General features: G+C 55.1%; 12 protein-coding genes. 8 read left to right on the top strand and 4 right to left on the bottom strand.

What is annotated here, in order from left to right:
- Positions 1-2349, bottom strand: coding sequence for an AMP-binding protein (locus FF011L_RS06405; RefSeq protein ID WP_145350834.1), 2349 nt, complete (start codon positions 2347-2349; stop codon positions 1-3).
- Between the two features lie 133 nt (positions 2350-2482).
- Entirely contained in the window at positions 2483-3040 is a 558-nt protein-coding gene (locus FF011L_RS06400) for an RNA polymerase sigma factor (RefSeq protein WP_145350833.1), read from the bottom strand.
- A gap of 329 nt (positions 3041-3369) precedes the next feature.
- On the opposite strand from FF011L_RS06400, the gene FF011L_RS06395 reads away from it, so the two are divergent.
- Positions 3370-3648 (top strand): ferredoxin family protein, encoded by a 279-nt coding sequence (locus tag FF011L_RS06395; RefSeq protein ID WP_145350832.1) that lies wholly within the window; start codon positions 3370-3372, stop codon positions 3646-3648.
- A gap of 15 nt (positions 3649-3663) precedes the next feature.
- On the opposite strand, the gene FF011L_RS06390 is transcribed toward FF011L_RS06395, so the two are convergent.
- Positions 3664-4266 carry a metallophosphoesterase family protein gene (locus FF011L_RS06390; protein WP_145350831.1) on the bottom strand — a complete coding sequence of 201 codons (603 nt, stop codon included), beginning with the start codon at positions 4264-4266 and terminating at the stop codon, positions 3664-3666.
- Between the two features lie 173 nt (positions 4267-4439).
- On the opposite strand from FF011L_RS06390, the gene panB reads away from it, so the two are divergent.
- The 3 genes from panB to FF011L_RS06375 all read left to right on the top strand — a co-directional run bounded on the left by panB (position 4440) and on the right by FF011L_RS06375 (position 11858).
- Positions 4440-5246, top strand: coding sequence for a 3-methyl-2-oxobutanoate hydroxymethyltransferase (gene panB, locus FF011L_RS06385; RefSeq protein WP_145350830.1), 807 nt, complete (start codon positions 4440-4442; stop codon positions 5244-5246).
- A gap of 181 nt (positions 5247-5427) precedes the next feature.
- On the top strand, positions 5428-6630 hold the full coding sequence (locus FF011L_RS06380) for a M48 family metallopeptidase (RefSeq protein WP_145350829.1): 1203 nt from the start codon (positions 5428-5430) through the stop codon (positions 6628-6630).
- Entirely contained in the window at positions 6627-11858 is a 5232-nt protein-coding gene (locus tag FF011L_RS06375; protein WP_145350828.1) for an AAA domain-containing protein, read from the top strand. Before FF011L_RS06380 ends, FF011L_RS06375 begins: the two co-directional genes overlap by 4 nt.
- A gap of 489 nt (positions 11859-12347) precedes the next feature.
- On the opposite strand, the gene FF011L_RS06370 is transcribed toward FF011L_RS06375, so the two are convergent.
- Positions 12348-15107, bottom strand: a complete 2760-nt coding sequence (locus tag FF011L_RS06370; protein ID WP_145350827.1) for a hypothetical protein — start codon at positions 15105-15107, stop codon at positions 12348-12350.
- 221 nt (positions 15108-15328) lie between these two features.
- Here FF011L_RS06370 and pilM point away from each other — a divergent pair, with 221 nt between their 5' ends.
- The 4 genes from pilM (at position 15329) to FF011L_RS06345 (ending at position 23434) form a co-directional block, all read left to right on the top strand.
- Complete coding sequence (gene pilM / locus FF011L_RS06365; protein ID WP_145350826.1) at positions 15329-17527, top strand: type IV pilus assembly protein PilM; 2199 nt, start codon at positions 15329-15331, stop codon at positions 17525-17527.
- A gap of 76 nt (positions 17528-17603) precedes the next feature.
- Positions 17604-19493, top strand: coding sequence for a hypothetical protein (locus FF011L_RS26195; RefSeq protein ID WP_218933049.1), 1890 nt, complete (start codon positions 17604-17606; stop codon positions 19491-19493).
- A 141-nt stretch (positions 19494-19634) separates the two neighbouring features.
- Entirely contained in the window at positions 19635-21875 is a 2241-nt protein-coding gene (locus FF011L_RS26190) for a hypothetical protein (protein ID WP_218933048.1), read from the top strand.
- 269 nt (positions 21876-22144) lie between these two features.
- Positions 22145-23434: an efflux RND transporter periplasmic adaptor subunit gene (locus FF011L_RS06345; protein ID WP_145350825.1), complete on the top strand. Its 1290-nt coding sequence runs from the start codon at positions 22145-22147 to the stop codon at positions 23432-23434.
- The last annotated feature ends 17 nt before the right edge of the window (positions 23435-23451 follow it).

Genomic DNA, 23451 nt, shown 5'->3' with positions numbered 1-23451 from the left:
TCATCCACTTGCTTGGGTTTCATTGGCTGCCGCAGGATCGGTTAATTGCTCGGCCAAAACCCGCGCCCCCTTCAAATCCAATTTCCCGGTTCCCAAGACTGGAATTTCCTCCACCGTATAAAACGCATCGGCGGCGGGGAGAAACAAATTGGGAAGCCCTGCTTCCGTCAATCCTTTCCGCAGATCGCTCGGGTCCTTTTCCGAGGGCAGCTGCAACACGATCAACCGCTCCCCTTTTTTGGCGTCTGGGATTGCCGTGACGCAGACTCGGAGCACATCGTCCTCCCCATCGTCATCATCGTCGACAAGCAGCTGCTTGGCCAGTTCCTCTTCGACGCGGATGTGAGGGACCATTTCACCGCCAATTTTCGAAAATCGACTTTGCCGACCGGTGATATGCAGAAACCCTTCCTTGTCCACATTGGCGATATCGCCAGTGATGTACCACCCGTCTTGCAAGACTTCGGAGGTCAGGTCTTCACGTCCCATGTAACCTTGCATCACATTGGGTCCCGTAATCAACAACAGCCCATCCTCGCCGGCTCCGCGTTCACTCCCATCCTCGGGCGAAACCACTTTGGCACTAATTCCGGGGAACGGGCGACCGACCGAACCTTCGAATCGATCGGGCTGAAATTTAGCAGCCGAACGCGAGGGTGGAATATTGACGGAAACGAGAGGGCTTAATTCGGTCGTTCCGTAACCTTCCACGGGGCGAACTCCGAAGCGTTTTTCAAACGATTCAAACAAATCGGCGGGCATTTTTTCAGCCCCAACCACAACCACGTCCAAACTTGCAAACTGGCCGGGTTCGATCCGACGCAGGTAGCCGCGGAGGAACGTTGGCGTCCCCAGCAACACCGTCGCTTGATATTTTTCGGCTAGCTTTCCGACCTGCCGGGCATCGAGCGGGTTGAAGTGATAAACGCCCTGAGGCCCCAATGTCTGGACGGCCCAAAGCGTGACCGCATAGCCAAAGGAATGGAAAAACGGCAAAATCCCCAACACCACATCGTCGCTATCCAAACGAACCGATTGCTTGATCGCTTCCACGTTGTGGCTGATATTTGCGTGCGACAGCATGACGCCTTTGGGAGTCCCCGTCGAACCGCTGGTAAAGATCACGGCCAGCAGGTCATCACAGGCGATTTTCCTCAAACCTAGCAATCGCTCAAGGCAGAACGCTGGCAGCAGATAGGCTCCGATGACGCCCCAAATTTTGTCCCCTAAGGTCGCTTTGTCTTTGAAGTCTTCCAGCAGGACAACGTCGGCATCCAGATCAAAATTCATTTTCTCCATAAATCGAACACTGGTCAAAACGTGCTTGATCCCAGCCGATTCGATACACCGATTCAGGACATCGCTGCTGACGGTGTAATTTAGGTTGGCGGCGGTCCTGCGTTCAAACGCCATCGCCACATTCACCGCGACTCCCGCAACACTTGGCGGCAACAAAATCCCGACCGTTGGTTCCTGTTTCGGATCCAGCAGCACTTCACGCCGGAGGATGCGTTGCAGGACCAAGGTCCGCAGCAACATCATTCGGCCACTTAATTCAACACCGCTGGAATCGGCGTTCTGCATCTTGCCGCCACGTTTCTTCCATGCCCGCACAATCTGACAGGGCAGCTTAGGCATCCGCTGACGCTGCTCGATCATCGCTTTGGAACCGAGCTGCTGAACGGCATTTCGCATGCGGTCCAGCGGTGCATCGACTGGCAACGGAGTCCCGATATACAAGGTCAATTGCCGTCGAGGCCAGGCGGGCCATTTCCAGAAGAACTTACCTTCTGAGAAACTAAATAGGCTGCCCCACATTCCGTCCAAGAACATAGGCACAATCGGGACGTCGGTTCCTTTCAGGATTTTGGTCACGCCGGGACGAAAGGCTTGCAACTGGCCACTGCGAGTGATCGTCCCTTCCGGAAAGATCGCGATGACGTGCCCGTCGTGCAAACCTTGGCGGCCCGCTTTCAGCGCACGACCGATCGATTTCACATTGGCTGCCATCAGGATCGTATCAAACGCACCTGCCAGATACTGAGCGAATTTGCCATCGAAATTGCCACCATCGACGATAAATCGAGCGTTGCGAGGCAGCATCCAAAGCAGCAAGATTCCATCCAACCAGGAAGCGTGATTGCAGATCACAACCGCCCCGCCGGTTTTCGGAAAATTCTCTTCCCCCACCAAGCGTTTGCTATAAAGCAAAGCCAACATTGGGCGGAAACAACTGCGAACGAAAAGCCGCGGATTCAGAATGGCCAAGGCAATAACCCCAACAGCCACCAAGCCAACTGCCCCAAGCAGCGTCCACCATCCACTCTGAATGGCAAGTAAATGCACCATGATTCAAGCCTCCATGGCTCAAGAGCCCAACACCCGTGAAAAACTTCGCACTCGTTCGCTAATTAAGCGATCATCGCAAGAGCATAGCGAATCTTGATACGGTACGTTCGCGCGGGTGGTCCGTGCAATCGGTCTAAGGGTTGGTCGTTTCCCGCAACTTGGCGCGGGCACGGCTTAAAACGGGGCCGATACTGTTTTCGGGAACCCCTTCGGCAGCACTGATTTCTCGGTAGGACTTGCCTTCTAGATGGTACATCCGAACCACAGTCGCCTCGTGAGGCTCCAGTCGTGACATCAGCAGGGCAACTTGCTCCTGGTCTTCGATCCGATGTTCATGGGTCGCATCGACCTGAGGTTCCACGGGCAGATGCCCATTTACCGGTTCGATCCCAATGGCCATGATTCGCCGCACCACAATCCGCCGGGCAATGACGGCCAAGTAGGTTGCCAATGAGCAATTGCGGCGAAACCGTCGGAGGACACCGTAATCATTGTCAACGAATGCCAAAAAGACTTCAGCGACCAAATCGTCACGCTGTTCAGCCGTCAAATGGATACGCCGCGACTCCGAAGCGTGATTGGCGATGTGAACCACCATCCCCAAAAATCGGTCTACAAAGCTCTCCCATGCTTGCGGAGACTGCTCCAAGCATTGATCGATCAAACGGCGGTCAGGAGGAGATAATGACACGAGAGAAACAATGTCCGAATAGAAAAGGAGCCCGCCAGAACATGCTGCTAGGCTCTCATCGTAAGTCGCTCTCCCTCAGACCGCAAGTTTTTGTATTTATTTACCCACCCCCCCTACGTTGACATTCCCTCGCAACATTCACTACGATTTGAACTCCGCCGGAGCTGCGTGGAACGCATTTCAATTCATGTGGAACGCAATTCACCATAATTCCTGGTCAAGCGCGTGGCCTGTACGTGCCGATTAAATTCTCAGGTAATGATTGGGTGCGAGTTTCTCGCCTCACTTGTTTCTCGTTTTCCCCATTCTGTAGCGAAAAGGTATCTACGATGACGCATGTGGTGACGCAACCATGCTTCGGATGCAAATACACCGACTGTGTGGTGGTCTGTCCTGTGGAGTGCTTCTACGAGGACGAAAAAATGTTGTACATCCACCCTGAAGAGTGCATCGACTGTGAAGCCTGTGTTCCAGAATGTCCAGTCGAAGCGATTTTCCACGAGGACAATGTTCCTGAAGATTGGCAAGAATACATCGCCATGAACGCGGAAAAATGCGACGATTTGGAAGTGATCACTGAAAAGAAAGAGCCGCTTGCGGAAGAGTGATCCTTTGGCGATCGCTCAATCGATCGTCATCCAAACGCCACGGGGACCGGCATTCAAGATCTGAGTATTGTTCAGCATCATTTGTTTGCCCCAATCACTATGGATGTGCCCACAAACCGCCAGCTTCGGCTGGCAGGTCAGCAGGGTGTCGCGGATCGCTTGACTGCCGCGCACCCGTCCAGCACTGTCGGAATCGACAGTATCCAACGGAGGTGAGTGAACCACCAGAACTCCGTTTTCCTTGCAGCCGGCCAATAATCGGGCTGCCTCTTGTTCATCGAAGTCGTAGCTCCAGTCGCCGAATGGAGTAACGGGGATCCCTCCGCCGACGCCCCAAAACGGCACGCCGTCGATTTCACAGCCTTCCCCGTGAAGCACGCGAGCCGATTTCCAGCCCGCCGCCCCAGCGCGAAGTTCTTCAGCCGTTTCGCCGTTGCCAGGCACAAGAACCGCTGGCTGAGTTATCTCGGCCAAAATATCAAGCGTTAAGTTCAGCCCTTGATGCCGGTTGGCAAAATCCCCGGCGCCGATCACCACATCGGCACTCTTGGCAAGTTCGACCAAGTTGCGAGCGGCTTCGGTGTCACAGTGCAAATCGCTGAAACAAAGTATCTTCATGGCGTAAAAGTCTTCCCGACGGTCAAAGGGCGAAGGAGGATACGTCGCATTGTCACCTACCTCCCAAGCGATGACAATTGAACCCTGCAAACGGCGAGGCACAAATTTTCCGGTCGTTCGGTACCAGACGGCTCGCACCGTTCCGCAATCCAATCCACGCAATGATTTCTAAAATGGCAAAGTCTGATTCCCCCCGCCGCGTGACCACCTCGGCACTCGCGAAAATGGCTCGCGATAACCAACCGATCACGATGCTGACCGCTTACGATTTTCCAACGGCCAAATTGATGGACCAAGCAGGCGTCGACTGCCTGCTGGTGGGCGACTCATTGGCAATGGTCGTTCAGGGTCATGAAACCACCCTGCCCGTTACTCTGGACCAGATGATTTACCACGCTGAAATGGTAGGGCGGGCCGCAGAACGCGCATTGGTCGTGGTCGATCTGCCATTCCCCGAAGGCCAGCTTTCGGTCGAACAAACGCTTCGAGCCGGCGCAAGAATACTGAAAGAGACTCGCTGCCAAGCGGTCAAACTGGAGGGAGGTTTTGAGCAGGCTGAACGGATCCGTGCGTTGGCAACCGCCGGAATCCCCGTCATGGCTCATGTCGGGCTTCGACCGCAAAATGTTCATCAGGATGGCGGCTATAAAGTTCAGCGCAACACCGAACGACTTATCCTCGACGCCCGAGCCGCCGCGGATGCGGGAGCCTTTGCCGTGTTGATCGAATGCGTCCCTGCCGAAACAGCTCGGCAAATCACCAAGGCCGTTTCCGTTCCCACGATTGGAATCGGAGCCGGGCCACATGTCAGCGGCCAAGTCCTGGTAACCAACGACCTGATCGGATTAACCGCCGGATACCTTCCGCGGTTTGTCAAACAGTACGGAAATATTGCCGAAGCCATTACCCAGTCCGTGACGGCCTACTGCGACGAAGTTCGCAGTGGCCAGTACCCCAGCGATGAACACAGCTTTAAATAAGCAAGCGGCAACCGGTGCGCGACCGGCTCCGAAGCCAGGCGGCGGACGCCAAGCGACGGGCGACTTAACAGCCGACGGTTTGGCAAATCACACCGCTTTATCCCGCCTCCCACCTCGCACGCTTTGATTTCGGTTTTCGTATTCGAAAGATTGTTTGTTGAAATCGTCACCTCCTTTACGCATGCCCTACCATTCCCAGGTCTGCGAATACCTAAAAACGGCCGAGGCGGAGGTTTGGCAGTGGTACGCATCCAACCGCTTTCGCGACGATCAGTCCGCAGCAACACGTTTTGATCTTCTCAAGACCTGTTATCGCCTAGACCGTGATTCGGCAACGGACGTTTACAAAATCGTCGATACGTTAGCCGAAAAACTCTCGCTTGCGGCCCCCGTGACGGTCTACCAATCGCAACACCCACAGGCGATCAACGCTTCGCTGGCGTACCTCCCCAACGAAGCGCACATCGTCCTTCACGGCCCGATCCTTGACCGCCTTGCCCCCTCCGAACAAGAAGCATTATTTGCACACGAACTGGGGCATCTGATTTTCTTAGAAAGCTGGGATGGGGAATGCCTGATCGCGTCTCAAATCCTTGAAGCGATGACCTTGGACTTGGCCTCCGATCCAAGCCACATCGAAACGACTCGCCTGTTCTCGCTTTACACCGAAATTTTCTGCGATCGTATTGCGATGCAAATCATGGACGATCCCGCTCCCATGATCCAGACTCTGGTCAAACTTGAAACCGGCACCGAAAGCGTCGATGCCCAGGCCTATCGAAAACAAGCTGCCGAAATCCTCCAATCCGGTCCGGTTGAATCGACAGGGATCAGCCACCCGGAGTGCTACCTCCGTGCCGCGGCACTGGATGCTTGGGATGCCGACGAATCCACGGCGGCCGCGAAGATCCAAGATTGGATCGCGGGTCCCCCGCAACTGGAATCGCTTGACTTTATTTCACAGCAGCATCAGACCCTTTTAACACGGCAGTTGATCGATGCGTTACTAACGCCCAAGTGGATGCAGACTGAACCGTTGATCGGACATGCCAGGTTGTTTTTTAGTGACTACCATCCCCCAGCAAAAAATCCGTCGCCCAGCGATCAAGACACGCCACAAGAAAACGCTTACCGCCGCGGCGACACGAAACTGCAAGAGTACTTTGGTTTCATCTTGCTTGATTTCGTAACCGCAGATCCTGAATTGGAAGAGGCATCCCTGGCGTTGGCCCTCGACATAGCCATGCGGTTCCAGCTGCAGGAGACTTTTGAACCGCTTGCGATTCGCGAACTCCGGCTCCGCAAGCAGCAACTAAAACAGATCAAGGAAAACCGACAGGCCCTGATCAAAGCGGCTAGCACCAGCGAGGATCCTACAGCGTGACTGCATTCGAAGACTTCCTTCAGGACCGCTTCCAGACCGGCGGATTCAGCACCGAAGACGCGATCGCAAGCTTCCTTCCGATGGCGGAGCAAGTTGTCGAAGCACACGCCCGAGGCAACGTTGCCCCGCTGGAAGGGACCGACAGCCTTCGCATCGCCGAAAGCCGACTATGGTTCGCACAATCTTCCGAGCAACCGATCCGCAGCTTCCATCAGCCCGCTTCCTTCCGCGTCCCGAATCCCCGCTCAGGTGTCGATGTCACGGGCCAATATTCAATCACGCATCAGGTTGATACAGGCGACAGAGAAATTGTCGATTTGCAGATCGGTTCATTGGACGCCCCCGTCACCCGTCCGCTTTATCTACCGGAGCATATCGCCTGGGAACACCGCCTGGACTGTCATGATCCGCTTACCGACACATTCAGTCTTGGCATGATCCTAGCCAGCATGGTCACCGGGCTGGACCTTTCACAACCGGAAGACCTGCGAAATTTCGTCAAACACCGCAACAACCTTTTTAACCTTGCGGAACACCTCCACCCGGTGGTCGCCAAAGCCATTGTCCAAATGACTGCTCTCGCGAGGCACGACAGACCCTCCGACCTGTCGGCTGTGGTGCACACGCTTTCAAACTACCGCCACCAACCGGCCGACTTTACTTACGAAATTCAGCAATCCGACAATCGTGTAGATTCATCACCGCACGACAAGCGTTCGATCGTTTTGTCGAACCTGCGAAATCGGTTATTTGAACTGACGCGGCGCAATCGGCTACTGCATTTTCGCCCGACCATGCAGAGCGTCAATTTAACGCAAACATCGGTCCCTCTTTCGTTTGACATCGAGAACATTCGCCCCGACCAGATTTGCACATGGCAAGGAAGTTTTGCAAAAAAGATTGCGGCAGGCAAACAGGTCTCACTGAACCAGCATTTAAATTTTGCCGAAACCCTTTACCTGCCAGTGCAGCTAAACCGGCTGATCACTGAGACGCGTCGTGACCAAGCCGAATACGGTTTCGCTCAGCTGCGTCTGGTTCTTTGTTTCATCAATTGGTCCAATATCAAAGCGTCTCCGCCGGCCGCCTTTGAATCCCCATTGATTCTTTTGCCAGTCCGTCTGCAAAAGAAAAAGGGGATTCGCGACACCTACTGGCTGCAATCGGAAACCAACGAAGCGGAAATCAATCCCGTCCTCCGCCACCAATTCAAACAACTCTTTGACATCCGGCTCCCCACCCATCTGGATTTGGACAAAACGGATTTACACAAGTTCTTTGACGACCTGAAATCGAAAATTGCTGAATCCGAAGCGGCGATCGAATTGATAAAAATCGACCGTCCGCGAATCCAATCGATTCGCGAAACGGCAAAACGTCGGCTCGACCGTTACCGACGCAAAGCAAGGGTTTCAGGAAAAGGAGTCCGCAAATTCTCCGACCTCGACTACAGCTACGACCCCGCGAATTACCACCCCCTGGGAATCAAACTATTCAGCAGCCGAATCCAACCGTCACAGACAAAACTTAGCCAGATCATCGAAAAAGGCCCCCGTCCCCGGTCATTCATACAAGCCGAAGACCCCGCCGATCCTGAAACGGACGATGTGCCGCAAGCCGCTCATTCCCGCCAAGCCTACGCAATCCAAGGGGCCGCCGGAAACAACCCCTACCAGTGGACTTTTGATCTGTGCAATGTGACACTGGCAAACTTCCGCTACCGCCGGATGTCTCTTGTCCAAGACTACGAATCGCTACTGGAACAAGACATTGAATCGGAATCTTTCGAATCGACGTTCTCGCTGACTCCCCGTCCAACGGAGCGTCAAATCTTAGAACCTCATCCGCTCCCCGAGCGATTTGATGTTGTCCCCTGCGATCCGACTCAGGCTCTCTCGATTGCCGAAGCGGGGACCGGCAACAGCTACATCATCCAAGGGCCTCCCGGCACCGGAAAATCCCAGACCATCACCAACCTGATCGCGGACTATGTGGCGAGGGGAAAACGGGTTCTCTTTGTTTGCGAAAAGCGAGCCGCAATTGACGTCGTTTATGCAAGGCTGAAACAGTGCGGACTAGCGGAACTTTGCTCGCTGATCCACGATTCGCAAGCGGACAAAAAATCATTTGTGATGGACCTAAAACAGTCTTATGAATCCTTGCTCCAGTTGGGTCAAAATCCGAACGACCCTCAAAACGCCAGAGAAAGCAGGCTTGAACAATTACAAGGGCAACTTGCCCCATTGCAACGATTTGATCACTCGATGGAGGAATCTCCCGCCTCGGTCGGTCTGAAACTGCGTAAACTGTTTGACCGATACCTCGAACTGCAAGACAAAGTTCCCGAGTGTGATGCCACCACACGTGAAGGATTGCCTCCCTATTCCGAATGGACTGCAAGCGTCGATGCTATCGAACAATTTGCAGAAGGTTTGCGGGGCCCCTTTCTAACGCACCAGCCAAGCGAATCGGGGGCGACGATCTGGGCCACGCACCCGCTCCGCTTCCTCTCACTTGGGCTTCTAAAAACCGACCAGCCCATCGACACGGCTTCGACCGCCTTCCATCGCATCCGCGAATCCTGGAACGCCCTGCAGCAACAACTGCAAGCGTCTGAGCTACCTGTGCCCCAGTGGCAGTCGCTCGCACAGATCTCGCTGTTGGCCGAGTATGGAGAACACCTGCACCGGCATACCGAAGCGGAGCAACTGAGTCTGCTGGCAGAGGCCAATCATGGGCGTGACGCGAGGTGGTTTCGCAAAAAGCAACAGCAATGGAAACAACTTCGCCAACGCGTCATCGAAGCCGAGCAGCAGACAGAGGGCTGGAAAACGAAACTCGATCCAATCGGTGCCGAAACAGCCAATCAACAGGCTGAATACTATCAGCAGTGTCGCATGCCCTGGCTGCGTCCCGGCTGGCGGAAACTGAATCGACTTCTCGATCGTTGCTATGATTTTTCCCGGCATCCACTCCGGCCGCCGCTACCATTAATCCTAGCGCCACTCCTTGCCGAACAGGAGGCCCGGCAAGCTCTGGAGACAACCGTACGGCAGATCACCGATCGTCTGCAAATCGCGGGCGATCAAGTGGAGGGGCTGATCGAAGAATCCGAAGCGTTCGGCGAGTGGATTCAGCAGCAACCGGCCTCATTCATCGCCCTGCATCGAGACTGGCTGAAGCAGTCTTCGGCCGGGAGGATGCTGCGTCATCTGAGGTACGCCGCGCGTCCCTTGGGCACGCTTCAGGAATCACTTGAAACAGTGTTTGCCGACACCGACCAAGTCGACACCGACGACTGGCTTCAATCGCTCGACTGGCTGGAAGCGAATTTGGGTCAATTGCCTGAAGCCCTAGAAACAATCCGCCCGCTTGCTCATGTGACCGAATCGCTGCGGCGGCGAATCCGTACTCTTCCCTATCCGCTGCCGTCCATCGAAGCACTCCTCGTCGAAACAACGTTGCAGCAATGCATCCGCAGCAACCGCGAACTCCAAAAATTCAGTTTACCTTTTTACGAACAAACGGTTCGGAAGCTTTCGGCAGGATACCAGGACTGGTTGACCGACAATGCAGCGGCAATCCGTGGGCGTGTCGCGGCAAAATTCTACCGGCACACGATGCTCACGAACCTCCCTGCCGCAAAGCTAACCGCGGAACAAAAAGCCTTCAAAAAGAAGTACCAAAAGGGGCGACGGATCCTGGAACACGAATTTGGCAAACAGATGCGATTCAAACCGATCCGCGACTTGGTTAGCCAAGAGGCAGGCGAAGTCATCAATGACTTAAAACCGGTTTGGTTGATGAGCCCCCTCAGTGTGTCCGACACCCTGCCGCTGGTTGCGGATCGCTTTGATGTGGTGATCTTTGACGAAGCGAGTCAAATCACTTTGGAAGAATCGATCCCGGCTCTCTTCCGAGCCCCGCAAACAATCATCGTCGGCGATGAAATGCAGTTGCCGCCCACAAACTTTTTCGCGACGCAACAGGATGATTCCGAAGACGAATTTCTAGTCGAATCGGAAGGGGAATGGATTCCCTATGACCTCGACAGCGATAGCCTGTTAACCCATGCCGCGAAAAATCTAAACGCGACGATGCTTGGCTGGCACTACCGAAGCCGCAGTGAATCGTTAATCAGTTTTTCGAACTGGGCGTTTTACGACGGACGCTTGTTAACCGTCCCGGAGGAAGTCTGCAACGACGTCCACCAAGCCCCAATCGTTGCGACATCCACCTCCGACGGGGCAGCCGGTGCAAAGGAACTATTGCAGCGGTCGATCAGCATGCATTCGGTCCCCTATGGAATCTACGACAAACGACGCAACCGATCCGAGGCAGACTATATCGCTCACCTAGTCCGCGAATTACTTTGCCCAACAGGCTCCGGTTCCGCTGCGACAGGCTCTCATCCGACCATCGGCGTCATCGCGTTTTCAGAAGCGCAGCAAACCGAAATCGAAAACGCGTTGCAAAACTTGGCGGAAGAGGACAAAGATTTTGCGCAAGCACTCGAAGCGGAACTGGACCGTGAAGAGGACGGGCAGTTTGTTGGCCTGCTAGTTAAGAACCTAGAAAACATCCAAGGCGACGAACGGGACATCATCATCATGAGCATCTGCTACGGCAAACCACCGACAGGCAAGATGCGAATGAACTTTGGGCCAATCAATCGCAGTGGAGGCGCCAAACGCTTAAACGTTGCTTTCTCACGAGCGAAGCATCACATGGCTGTGGTCAGTTCGATCGATCACCAAGCGATTCGAAACGACTACAACGACGGAGCCAACTGCTTAAAAAACTACTTGAAATACGCGGCAGCCGTTTCGACAGGCGACACCAAAACGGCAGACCAAGTCTTGCAAAATCTATCGCTATGGCAGATCGATCGACCGCAACCGGGCAACTCTACCAAAGACGTTTTGGCCGAACAGATTGCAAGCGTATTAGAGGCCGCCGGTTATCAAGTGGACCGCAATGTCGGACGATCCCACTTCCGCTGTTCGCTGGCCGTCCGGCGGCCAGACGAACCGGTTTACCGGCTGGGCATTTTGTTAGATGACCAGAACTATTACGAGCAAGACGACATTCTGGAGCGGGACGTCATGCGTCCGCGATTACTGCAAGCCTTCGGCTGGAAAACGACCACAATCTTCGCCAAATCGTGGTACGACGATTCCAAAGGAGTTATCGCAAGATTATTGAAAACGCTGGAGGAAAAGGACTAAGCGTATCGGTGCCGAGAACCCGAGGGTACAAAACCTAGCGGAACGGGCTGGAGGGCTTGCGCCCATCGCCGTCCCCTTTCTTAGCGGAACGGCGCAAGCCGTCCGGCCACTTCACTACAAAACCACGCGCACGGGCTGGAGGGCTCGCGTCCAATGCCGTCCCCCTTCTTAGCGGAACGGCGCAAGCCGTCCGGCCACTTCACTACAAAACCACGCGTACGGGCTGGAGGGCTCGCGTCCAATGCCTTCCCTTTTCTTAGCGGAACGGCGCAAGCCGTCCGGCCACTTCACTACAAAACCACGCGTACGGGCCGGAGGGCTTGCGCCCTGCCGCTAAGAATCCAAAACGATGCACCGGATCGGCTCGGAGAACGCGTCGGGGACAAATCCTAGCCGTCCTGCCACTTCACTACAAAACCAACGCACGGGCCGGAGGGCTTGCGCCCTGCCGCTAAGAATTACGAATCACTTACCTCTAATGAACGTGCTTTAAAAATCGATCGTTAATCGCAGGGTTTCGTGTTCTCCTAAGATGACTTTGACGTTGTCATCTTCGCAGTCGAACGGCTTGCCGTCGGGCAGACGCGTTGCGGTTTTGGGATCACGGTAGGTGTGCAATCGAGTCTTGGTTCGTTTCCCTCTGGTTTCCACCAACAACAAATGCAACTGTAATTTACCCTCCGCCATCGTGGTCGTCGCTTCGGTGATCAATACGTTTCTCGCATCGACTTGGATCAGCCATCCCAAGGGGACCGACAACGACTCGGCTTCGGGCGTCCTATCGGCGGGGCCAAGAATCACCGGTGGAGCCAATTGGGCTCGGGCAAATGCGACAGGGGATTTGACGTCAAACCCATACGCTATGCGGAAGTGGCCATCGGTCTGACCTTTGACCATCAACAACGTGTCTAGCATTCTGGTCCCACTGGCCCGATGTGCTGGCCGACCGTTTGCCATAACCAACAACTGACGATCGGGTTCATCCACGACGACGCCCAGCGGCGAATTCAACATTCGTCCACGAACCGTCTGCACTTTGTCTCGAAGTAGAACTTTGGTGCGAGAGGCATCCGATGCAACAGCGGCTCGAGCCGCTACATAGTTCCGCCAAGGATTGGTTCCCAGCGTCACCGATTTGGCCAAATTCACTTCCCCTTCAACGATCAATAACCGCGAACCGCACTCGACGCGGTAGCAGACTTCGAACGTCCCCATGGATTGATCCCCATGAATCATTCGCCCTTGGCAACGGACTTCGCCGACCGCTCCATCGCTGCGAGTCATTTCGACATGTTCGGCCTGCATCGACGTGTATCGCGGTTCACGATCGGCATCGAACAGACACAATTGCATCGAGAAGCGATTGCCTCGTACCGGACCGCTATGAACCGACGCGACCGATCCGTCTTCGCCGATCACGACGTCCAAAAATTCATTCGACATCATCCGACCATCGGCGCGTCGCGGCGGCTTTTTGAACCAGCTTTGCCTTGCGGGCGATGCCCCGGGCTGAATGTTGACGAAACCGAAAGCCGGAACATCCACAAACGCCACACTCTCTCCACCGACAACGGCATGCCCAGCGAAAACAGGGGGGGTGATGGCAGGAGGATGTCCTTTCAACGTCGCCGCTACGCGGAGCGGGATGGAATGCGGGTTCACGATCGCGGTAGCAACCGCTGCCGGTTTGGATTCCGAAGGTGTGTTGACCGCAGCCAGCGTCGCCAGCAAACCGTTTGCGGCACTCCGCGTTTCGGCTTGATTGGCAGGGCCGACCGTACCGGTCGTCGGCGTTCCCTCCACCAACCCCTTCATTGCGTTCAATAAAGAATTCTCCTCCGCCACCACCTGCTTACGAAATCCGGACGCCGCGTTGGTCAAAGGATTTTCGACAACTTCTTGAACTTGGCTGGTCAACCACTGTCCGGTCGCTTCAACGGCATCGGCATGAAAACTGTGGTAGGGGCGTTCGCCATCGGAGAAGTAATCCCCCAGGGTCCAGAATTTGCCTAGTGCCACGCCCCAGTCACTGGCTCGTTTCAAATCGGCAAAGGCATCACATGATTGCCCCGGCCAGTGAACCAACAATGCGGTGGCGACGTCTCCCGCATCGACGGCGGACCCCAAACGAGCTCCCAGCCGGAGGAATTCGGACTCGTCAGCCGCGTCGATCGGTTTCGCAACCAACGCTTCCAAATCAACGGCTCCGGCCTGCCACAGCAGTTTGCTTTCCTCGCGGTGCCCACTTCCGGCGGCGAAATCGATCGGGATCACCCCGGTGTAGCCAAGTTCTGCAATCCAAGGGGCAAGATCGGTGGGGATCCCACCCTGCAGGCCCGCGAACGCATCGGGCGAAGTTCCCAAGACCTCTTCAAAGCGATTTTTGGCGGCGGTCAACGTTTTGCTGATCCCACCGATCGTCAAGTGATCCAGGCAGGTCCCTGCGGCGGGGGCTCCTCCGGCAACGCCGAGGGTTCCGGCTTCGCGTCGCGATTGAATCTGCTGCAGTCGCTGCGGATGTTCCACCGCCAACAATTCGACCAATTCCGCGTCCAGCAGAAGATTATCCGGACGGGAACCACTCAAAACTTCCTCAAGAGAATCCCCCAGAGTCGTCTTGGCGACCAACGTCAAATCGATCAGATGGGGATCGGAAGAGAAATAGTGGTCTCTTTCTTCTGCCAGCATGTCGAAAGCTTGGTGCAGCGAATCGGCCGCAGCCGTCCCATCGCTGGCTTGCCAAGCTTTGGCAGCGGCGACGACCACATCGGCAAATTGGACCTCGTCCAGGTTACTCGTATAGCGCAACTGCCGCGTCATCAGTTGAACTTGCAGAAAAACGTAGGCCAGCGAGTAGAAATCCGCGGGTGCGACCTCGCGATGGCCTCCACTTAGCGGTTCGGCAGGCCCCCCGAACTCCGACAGCGAAAGCGGCTCTAAAAAGCCCGCTCGCGAAGTGGCTCGGATCGACTGCACCCCATTTTCGGTGGAATGAGTCGTCGAAAAATCGCTGGGCAAGCGACTTTCGCTAATTTCCGGGATAAAAAGGGTTAGACCGTCTAGGACCGTCGGAGGGACGTCCGCCCGGCACCAAGTTGGGATTTTCCCCGTTGCAGCGATTAAGCGGGGGTCCCAGGGGGCAGACCATGCCGCCAACAGGCTACGCGCGTGCGTGCTGGAGACGCTGGAAGGGAAATCTTCCAAAGTATGGCAAGGAATAAGAACACAACACTCTTCGATAATCGGCATGGCTGATTAGAATTTGACGTAGGGCGGTAACCGGCAGTAGACTGGAGGGTGTGGCAGAAGCGGCTTAGCATCCATTTCTTCTAGTCTTTTCAAGCTTCCTTGCCGATTCCGCACTGCGATGCCACACGATGATAAAATCATAGTTGTGAAACAGTCCCTCAAGCAAGGATTGTTGCACAACACAGCTAATCTAACTCAGCCCACCGGAAGCGGTAACCAAGATGGCGAAAGCAGCAAGCGTTTGGGGAATTGAAATCGGTCAATCGGCGTTAAAAGCCCTACGATGCCACGTCGAAGGTGAAAACGTCGTTACCGATGCCTTCGATTACATCGAATATCCGAAAATCCTCAGCCAGCCAGAAGCCGATCCCGAGGAACTGATCAACGAGGCATTGTTAAAATTCCTCGAGCGCAATGAATATACGCGCGATACGAAGATCGTGATGAGCGTCCCCGGATCGAGCGGATTGGCAAAATTTTTCAAACCGCCTCCGGTCGAATTGAAAAAAGTAGCCGATATCGTTCGCTACGAAGCCAAACAGCAAATCCCGTTTGACCTTGATGATGTGGTCTGGGATTACCAAATGATGCCTGGCAGCATCGTTGAAGAAGGATTTGCCCTCGATTCGGAAGTCGGGCTGTTCGCGATGAAACGCGAGCAAGCCTTCCGAGTACTAGAGCCTTTTGAAAAAGTTGGCTTAGAAGTCGATCTGATTCAGATGACTCCGCTGGCGCTTTACAACATGCTGGCCTACGATCGCCTTGCCGAGCGATTAGAAAACGAAACCTTTGATCCTGACAATCCTCCTTCGTCGACCGTCCTGCTGTCGATCGGAACCGATTCGTCCGACCTGATCATCACCAACGGGTTCCGGATTTGGCAGCGTAGTATTCCGCTGGGAGGGAATCACTTCACGCGGCAGTTGACCAAAGATCTAAAACTGACGTTTGCAAAAGCGGAACACCTCAAACGGCACGCCCGCGAAGCGGAAGATCCCAAACTGATCTTCCAGACGATGCGGCCGATTTTCAATGACATGGTGACCGAAGTCCAACGTTCGATTGGATTTTTCCGCAGCATCAACAAGAAAGCCGAGATCGCCGAACTGCTGGTTAGCGGTAACACGGTCAAAATGCCTGGACTGGCTCAGTACCTGGGCAAAAACCTGGGCTATGAAGTCCACGCCGTCGATCGCTTTACAAGACTGGAAGGGGAAGACGTCCTGACGGTCCCTGCCTTCCGTGATAACGCGACCACCTTCGGCGTCTGTTATGGACTTGCCCTTCAAGGGTTGGGACAGGGACAGCTGAAAACCAGCATGGTCCCTCAGGAAATCCTGACCGAACGGATGATCCGAGCCAAAAAGCCATGGGCGCTTGCCTGTGTGGCAGCATTGCTGCTGGGACTGGCAACCCACTACGTGTTTGTCGAAAAGAGCTGGTCGCAAACCCATCCGGACGACTGGGGCAAAGCAACCTCCGCGGTGAAACAAACCAGTGAATACAGCAGCCGGCACAAAGGCGAATTTGACGGTTACAAGTCGAAGCTGGTCTACCTGCAATCGGTCGGTAACGAAGTTTCCGGCAACAGCGAACGACGGCTGCAATGGATGGAATTGGCCTCCACGATCGTTCAGATGTTGCCGCGTGGGGATTACCCCGACGGCATTCCTTCCCCCAAAGAAGTCCCCTATGTCGACCGCCCCGACGTATTTGTCCAAACGGTTGACTCGCGTTTCTACGAGGACCTGTCGGTCTGGTTTGATACAAGACGCTCTGCAAGGTATATCGAAGAACTACGAAGTTGGGCTGACTTGACCGGATCCGAATTGGCCGAAGGGTACGCCGAAGACACGGGGCCGGCCGAGACCGGCTGGGTTATCGAAGTCAAAGGCTACCATTACTACAACAGCACGAAACGAAAAGGGTTCGAAGCGAGCAACCACCTGCGGCGAACCCTGCTGAACAACTTCCTCACCAAATCGGTGCAGCTGCCTGACGAAAACGGGGAAATGCATACCTTTACAATGGAAGAAATGGGGATCAGTTACCCGATTCTTGTTTCCGACAACAAGCCCACAGAGACGATGATTCCCAACCCTGACTACGAGCCACCACCACCTGGAACCCTAGGAATGGGCGATGGCATGGGAATGGAAGGCGGTATGGGAATGGGCATGGGCATGGGAATGGCCCCCGGAATGCCTGCTGTCGATAGCGACGATCCCAATGCTCCGAAATTCGAACCTCGTTCTCTGAAAGTGGTCCGGCAAGATTTCACCTTCCAATTTGTTTGGAAACCATTGTCCTTCAGCGAACGTTTGCAAATGCAAAAAGAAGCTGCCGAAAAAGCGGCCTTAGAAGCCGAAGAAGCGGCCGAACAAATGGTCGAAGGACAAGAAGTCGCGATGCTGCCGTAGCGGAGGACACCCTCCAAATGAATTCGTTTGCACTTTTCCAATTTCAGCAGAATCTAACCTTTACAGTTTTGCAAACATGGACCAACTAAAACAAAAACTCGCTGTCCTCAAGAAGCATGGCTTCTGGATCACGACCGGATTATCTGCCGTGATCGCGCTGGCGGTCTGGTTCATCGCGACGGGATCCCTACTGGAGGAATCCCAAAAGCAAATCAGCGAACTTGAAGCGGCCAACGCGTCGATGGATTCGATTCGTTCAGCGATGAACGAACACCCAAATGACGAGTCGCATGAGATCCTTGAAGGATTGGTAAACGGCGAAGAAGATGCGGTGCTGGAAGCCTGGAAATCGCAATTCGAACGCCAACAGAATATCCTTGTCTGGCCAGCCGAAAGCCTCGACAGATCGTTCATCGAACGTGTTGAAAAATATTACCCTGTCGAAACTCACTTCAACGAATTTCCCACCCCCAAAGAACAAGAAATTGAATCGACCTACTTAGAAGCCTACCGAGATTACATCCAAGACGTTCTGGATTCCAAAGCCGCAATCGTCGGTGCTGAATGGAAAGCCGATTTTTCCGCAGGCAGTAACGCCATGGGGATGGGGATGGAAGGCGGCATGGACATGGGGATGGGCATGCCAGGCGGGTCGGACATGGGGATGGGAATGGGGATGGAAGGCGGCATGGACATGGGGATGGGTATGGGCATGGAAGGCGGCATGGGAATGGGCATGGGCATGGGACGCGCCGCAGAGAAAGGCCCACTTGTCCGCTGGCAAGTCGCCAGCCAACAAGCGGTTCTCAAAGACCTTTTTCCATGGCGAGGTTCACGCCCGACGACTTTGCAAGTTCTTTACAGCCAGGAAAACCTGTGGGTCCTGACTCAGTTGCTGGAAATCATCGCCAGCGTCAACGGTGAAATCACTCAGCCCTTCCAAGCCAAGATTCACGAAATCGAACAAATCCGAATTGGCCGGAGCGCCAAACGTGCCACAGGAATGATCAGCCCCGTCACCGCTGGAGGCTCGGCCGCAGGTGGTGGAGGCGAAATGGGCATGGGAATGGGGATGGGCATGGGCATGGAAGGTGACATGGGGATGGGCATGGGCATGGAAGGTGACATGGGCATGGGGATGGAAAGCGGCATGGGAATGGAAGGTGGCATGGGGATGGAAGGTGGCATGGGAATGGAAGGCGGCATGGGAATGATGACTGCCCGTGACCCGCTGGAAAATCGCTATGTCGACATCAACTACGCCCCGATCGAAGCCAGTCGCGTGCGGGCAGCGATGTCCCCCGATAACCAAAGTCCCGAAGACGCTTTCCTGACCGTTGCCAAACGTTTGCCAGTCATGCTGCGAGTCAAAATGGACCAACGTGAAATCCCTCGACTACTCGCCGCCTGTGGCAACGCAGCCCTGATGGTCGAAGTTCGCCAAGTTCGCCTGAATCCTCAAGGCGGAGGAGCAGCAGGCGGCATGGCTGGAATGGGAATGGAAGGTGGTGGGGGCATGGATATGGGAATGGGAATGGATATGGGCATGGGAAAGGAAGGGGGCATGGACATGGGCATGGGAATGGAAGGGGGCATGGGCGGTGCCGGAGGCATGAACACCCCGGTTGGCTACCCGATGGATGTCCCGGTCGAAATCTATGGCATCATCCAGATCTACAATCCTCCCGTCATGGAAAAACTTGGCGTCGATAAAGTCGACGGCAACACTGTGGTTGAAGGGCATGCGATGAGCGGAGAAACCGAGGAAAGCGAACCCGCAGCCAATCGCCCCGCGGCGCCGACCCAAGCGACTCCTGACTTGGTCGCTCCGGTCCCCGTCGAACCGACACCCGAGGGTGAACTTCCCGAGGCGGCAGCCCCCGGAGAAGTTGTCCCCGAAAATCTACCTCAGCCGGCAGCCGAACCTGCCCCTGCAGGAGCGGGACCGGCGGCAGCCGCTCCTTAACGACACGCTCGATTTCTCAGCAAGCTTTTTCCCGTCGCTCCGGTTAGAATGGACCGACGGGATGCCGATGCAGCCACGGATATCGGCTGATATTGAATCCCTAGCACCCTTTTCGTTTTCGTTGGAAGCAGGAGTCCAGTCATGGACAGCAAAGCAAAACCCAATATTCTCGTCCTCCACATCGAAAAGATTATTTTGGTGGGGATCGCAGCTTTTGCATTGTTCCTGATCTATCAGGGAACCAGCTTCCCGATGTTCCTTGACAAAATGCAGCCAGAAAAACTGGCGCAAAAAGCGAGTGAAGTCAAAACAAGCATCGATGACCCGCACAACGAAGCGGTCCTGGAACTCCTCCCCGAGGCGGCTCCGCGGACCTACCAGGAACGAATCGATCAACTTCAGAAACAGATCCCGTTTAGTGAATACCCTCACACCGCCTTCGAGCCCAAATCGACCAGCCAAGGGCTGAAACGAGATGCTCCGACTCTGATGGCTCCGTTGGAATTGAAGATGCGCGGAGTCCTTAGTGCGATGGCTGTGAAAGGGGGCCGGAACACCTCTTATCCGGCGATGAAACTGGAAGACGCCGAAGTCCCTGAAGTCGAAGCTCCCAAACCAAAATCTCGCTCCCGTACCCGCGGCCGACGCGGACGTGGTGGTGGCGAGGAAATGGGAATGGGAATGGATATGGAATTGGGGATGGGGATGGAAGGTGATATGGGGATGGGAATGGAGATGGGCATGGGCATGGAAGGTTCGGGAATGATGGGCATGGGCCAGAACCAGATTCGATCTTTAGAATCCAAATACAACAAAGGCTACGGAACCGGCCAAGCGGGTGGCATGGGAATGGGAATGGAAGGCGGCATGGGAATGGGTATGGATATGGGCATGGGGGGCGAAGGTCCCGGAGCCGGTCGTCCGTCCGCCTCTCGCACCGAAAGCAAACGCCCTTTGAAAACGATCCCGCAAACCGCTTACTTCATTTCCGGGACCGCAATCTTGCCTCACAAAGTAATGGTCGAAGCGTTCCAGGCCGCCTACGAACCAACGGATGACTACAAACCGCTACGTGACCGCCCCAACTACCTCGGATTTGATATCCAACGGGCCGACGTGACCCAGAAAGCTGCGGCCGATCTACAGGAAGAGGACTGGGTGACGATCGACGACTGGGAACGAATGAACATTTACGCGCTCTCATGGTGGAGCGGTAACGGTACCGAAGTGGTTCCTGCAGATTACCGGGACCCACACCTAACCGCCCTGCTACCACCACTGCTAATCAACGATTTCACCCGGATCGCCACCCATCCAAAAATCCCTTTGAAATCGATGCAGCGATTGGCTTTCGAAGCGTTAGATCCGCGTGACCGAGTCCGTGAAGTCGACCCATTCGGCGACAAAGCTGCAAACCCCGCAATCAATAACCCACGCCGAGGCGGAATGGATATGGGCATGGGAATGGGGATGGAAGGCGATATGGGGATGGGCATGGGTATGGAGATGGGAATGGGGATGGACATGGGAATGGAAGGAGGGATGCCAGGCATGGCAACCGTCGAGAAAAACCCAGCCGATCACAAGCTGATTCGGTTTTACGATTTCTTCCATCCACAGAACAAGAATTCACCGAAACCGGGACGCAAATATGTCTACCGCGTGCGAGTGAAAATGGAAAACCCCAACTTCCCCGAAAACCCGATGATGGCTCCTTCGCTGCGAAGCTTGGCACCCGAGGTTTTTGTCGACGTGGTTCCTAAACTGAAGCAAGCGGAAGCCACCAAGAAACGAGATTTCGCCATCTACACTCCTTGGAGTGCTCCCAGCGATCCAATCTCGTTGCCAAGCACCGTGGCGACCTACACCGGACCGATTGAAGACCCACCTTCGGTCAAAACCATTGAAATCTCTAAACGACCTATCGACCTTGTGCGTGGAACCCCTAAAAGCAAAGCCGTGGCAACCAGCTGGGACTGGGCTTATGCGATGCCGGTTCCTGCACCGTTCGATATTCAGCCAGGGACCATCATGAACAAGGCACTTGATGCCGAAGTCGTCGACCCGTTGACGCTACGCATCAAACAGAAACCAGACAGCAACGTTCGCACCAATACGGTGGTCCTAGATATCGTCGGCGGAACTCCGCTTGAACTAGAAGCCGAAGAAGGCCTTACCGAACCGGGGTTAACGCTGGTCTTTGATCCGACCAGCGGCGGTTTGACCGTGATGGACGAGATCGATGACAAATTCCAGTACCATCTAAATACCTACACCGAAGACTTGGTGCCGCAACCGCCGGCGAACCCCATGGGGACCGACGGGATGCCTGGTGAGATGATGATGATGGAAGGGATGGGAATGTCTGGCGAAGGGCCATAACATTTCCTAAAAACCGCCCCAGAGGCGGCTCCCCGCTAAAAAATGAAACCGATCGGTGCAAAACACCGATCGGTTTTTTGTTGCGAAACGCTTTCGGAAAAGTGGAGACAAAGAGGCTCGTATGCAAAGCGAAAGTGTATAAAAGCCAACCGGCTCAAGCCGCGTTATTAAAAACTTGACAACCGCCACCGCAGAGACTCCAATAGGCCTCCCACCGTCCGATGAGTCGATGCCGCGAACGACTCTGTCCCACCTTTTGATCTCACCTCATGTGGAAAACCAGTTCCCGTATGCCCCTGTGGGGAGTGCGTCCAATATTTGCGTGGCTTTGCGTCGCTGGCAGTCTGCTAAGTCTTGCTGGCTGCGGCGAACCGGCGAACGAACAAAGCGATGCTTCGGAGAAAGAGTTGGAGGTTATGGAGGCCGAAGTGATGACCGTCACTCAGGCTCCTTGGCCGGTGATCGTCCAAAGTCAGGGGAGTCTTTTTCCCGACGAGCAAACAGTCCTAGGCGCAAAGGTTGCTGGGCGTGTCGCGGAGGTCCATGTGGACCTGGGTGGAGAAGTTCGTGCGGGCGACCCTCTGGTCACCTTAGCACCTGAGGAATTTGATCTGGGCGTCGCTCAAGCCGAAGCACAACTGCAGCAGGCTAGGTCCGCAGTCGGACTCCGCAGCGAGGACCCCGTCTCCGGCTTAGACCCCGAAAAATCGCCCCCTGTCCGACAGGAGCGAGCGATGTGGATGGAAGCCAAAAGCAAACTATCGCGAGCCGAAGACCTCCGAGACCAGAATGCGATTTCGCTAAGTGAATATGACCTAAACCTTGCACTCGAGCAGGTAGCTGCCGCTCGATACGCATCCTCTTTAAACAGTGTGCAAGAAAAGATCGCTCTGATCGGAGTCCGCCAAGCCGAACTTTCGCTCGCCCTACAGCGGCAACAAGACGCGATCATTCGCTCCCCTCTGGACGGGCTTGTCCTCTCACGCAACGTTGCGCCAGGAACCTATGTGGCGGTCGGAACGACACTGGCGACCGTGGTCCGTACCGACCCGCTTCGCTTTCGCGGCACCGTGCCCGAACGGTACGCTCAGGCGTTGAAGACGGGTCAGCAAGTACGGCTGAAAATCGAATCGATTCCCACGCCCAAAATGGCCACGATCACGCGGATCAGTCCTGGCCTGGATGCCTCCAGCCGAGCGTTATTATTCGAAGCCGAAATCGAAAACAAATCGCACGCCTTGCGGACGGGCCTGTTCGCGAAAGCGGAGGTCATCGTGGATCCTGACGCCACCGCCTTGGTGATTCCAGCTTCGGCCGTTTCGCTTTTTGCTGGAGCCGAAAAAGTCTGGAAGGTTGTTGACGGAGTCGCCCGCGAACAGACCGTGCTGACCGCCAAACGGCAATCTTTACACGACACCGCGGAAGCGGATGAAAACCGATTGATCCTCCAAGGTTTAGCGGAGGGAGACATCATCTTGAGTGATGCGAGCAACGGACAGGTTGCCCGCATCCAGGAAATTCAAACGAAGATCCACCCCGTTTCCCAACCGGCACCCTGAACCTTGAGGTAGCGTCC

This window comes from Roseimaritima multifibrata (assembly GCF_007741495.1).
In the GTDB taxonomy this organism is placed as follows: domain Bacteria; phylum Planctomycetota; class Planctomycetia; order Pirellulales; family Pirellulaceae; genus Roseimaritima; species Roseimaritima multifibrata.
This window is presented reverse-complemented; position numbering and strand designations above follow the sequence as displayed.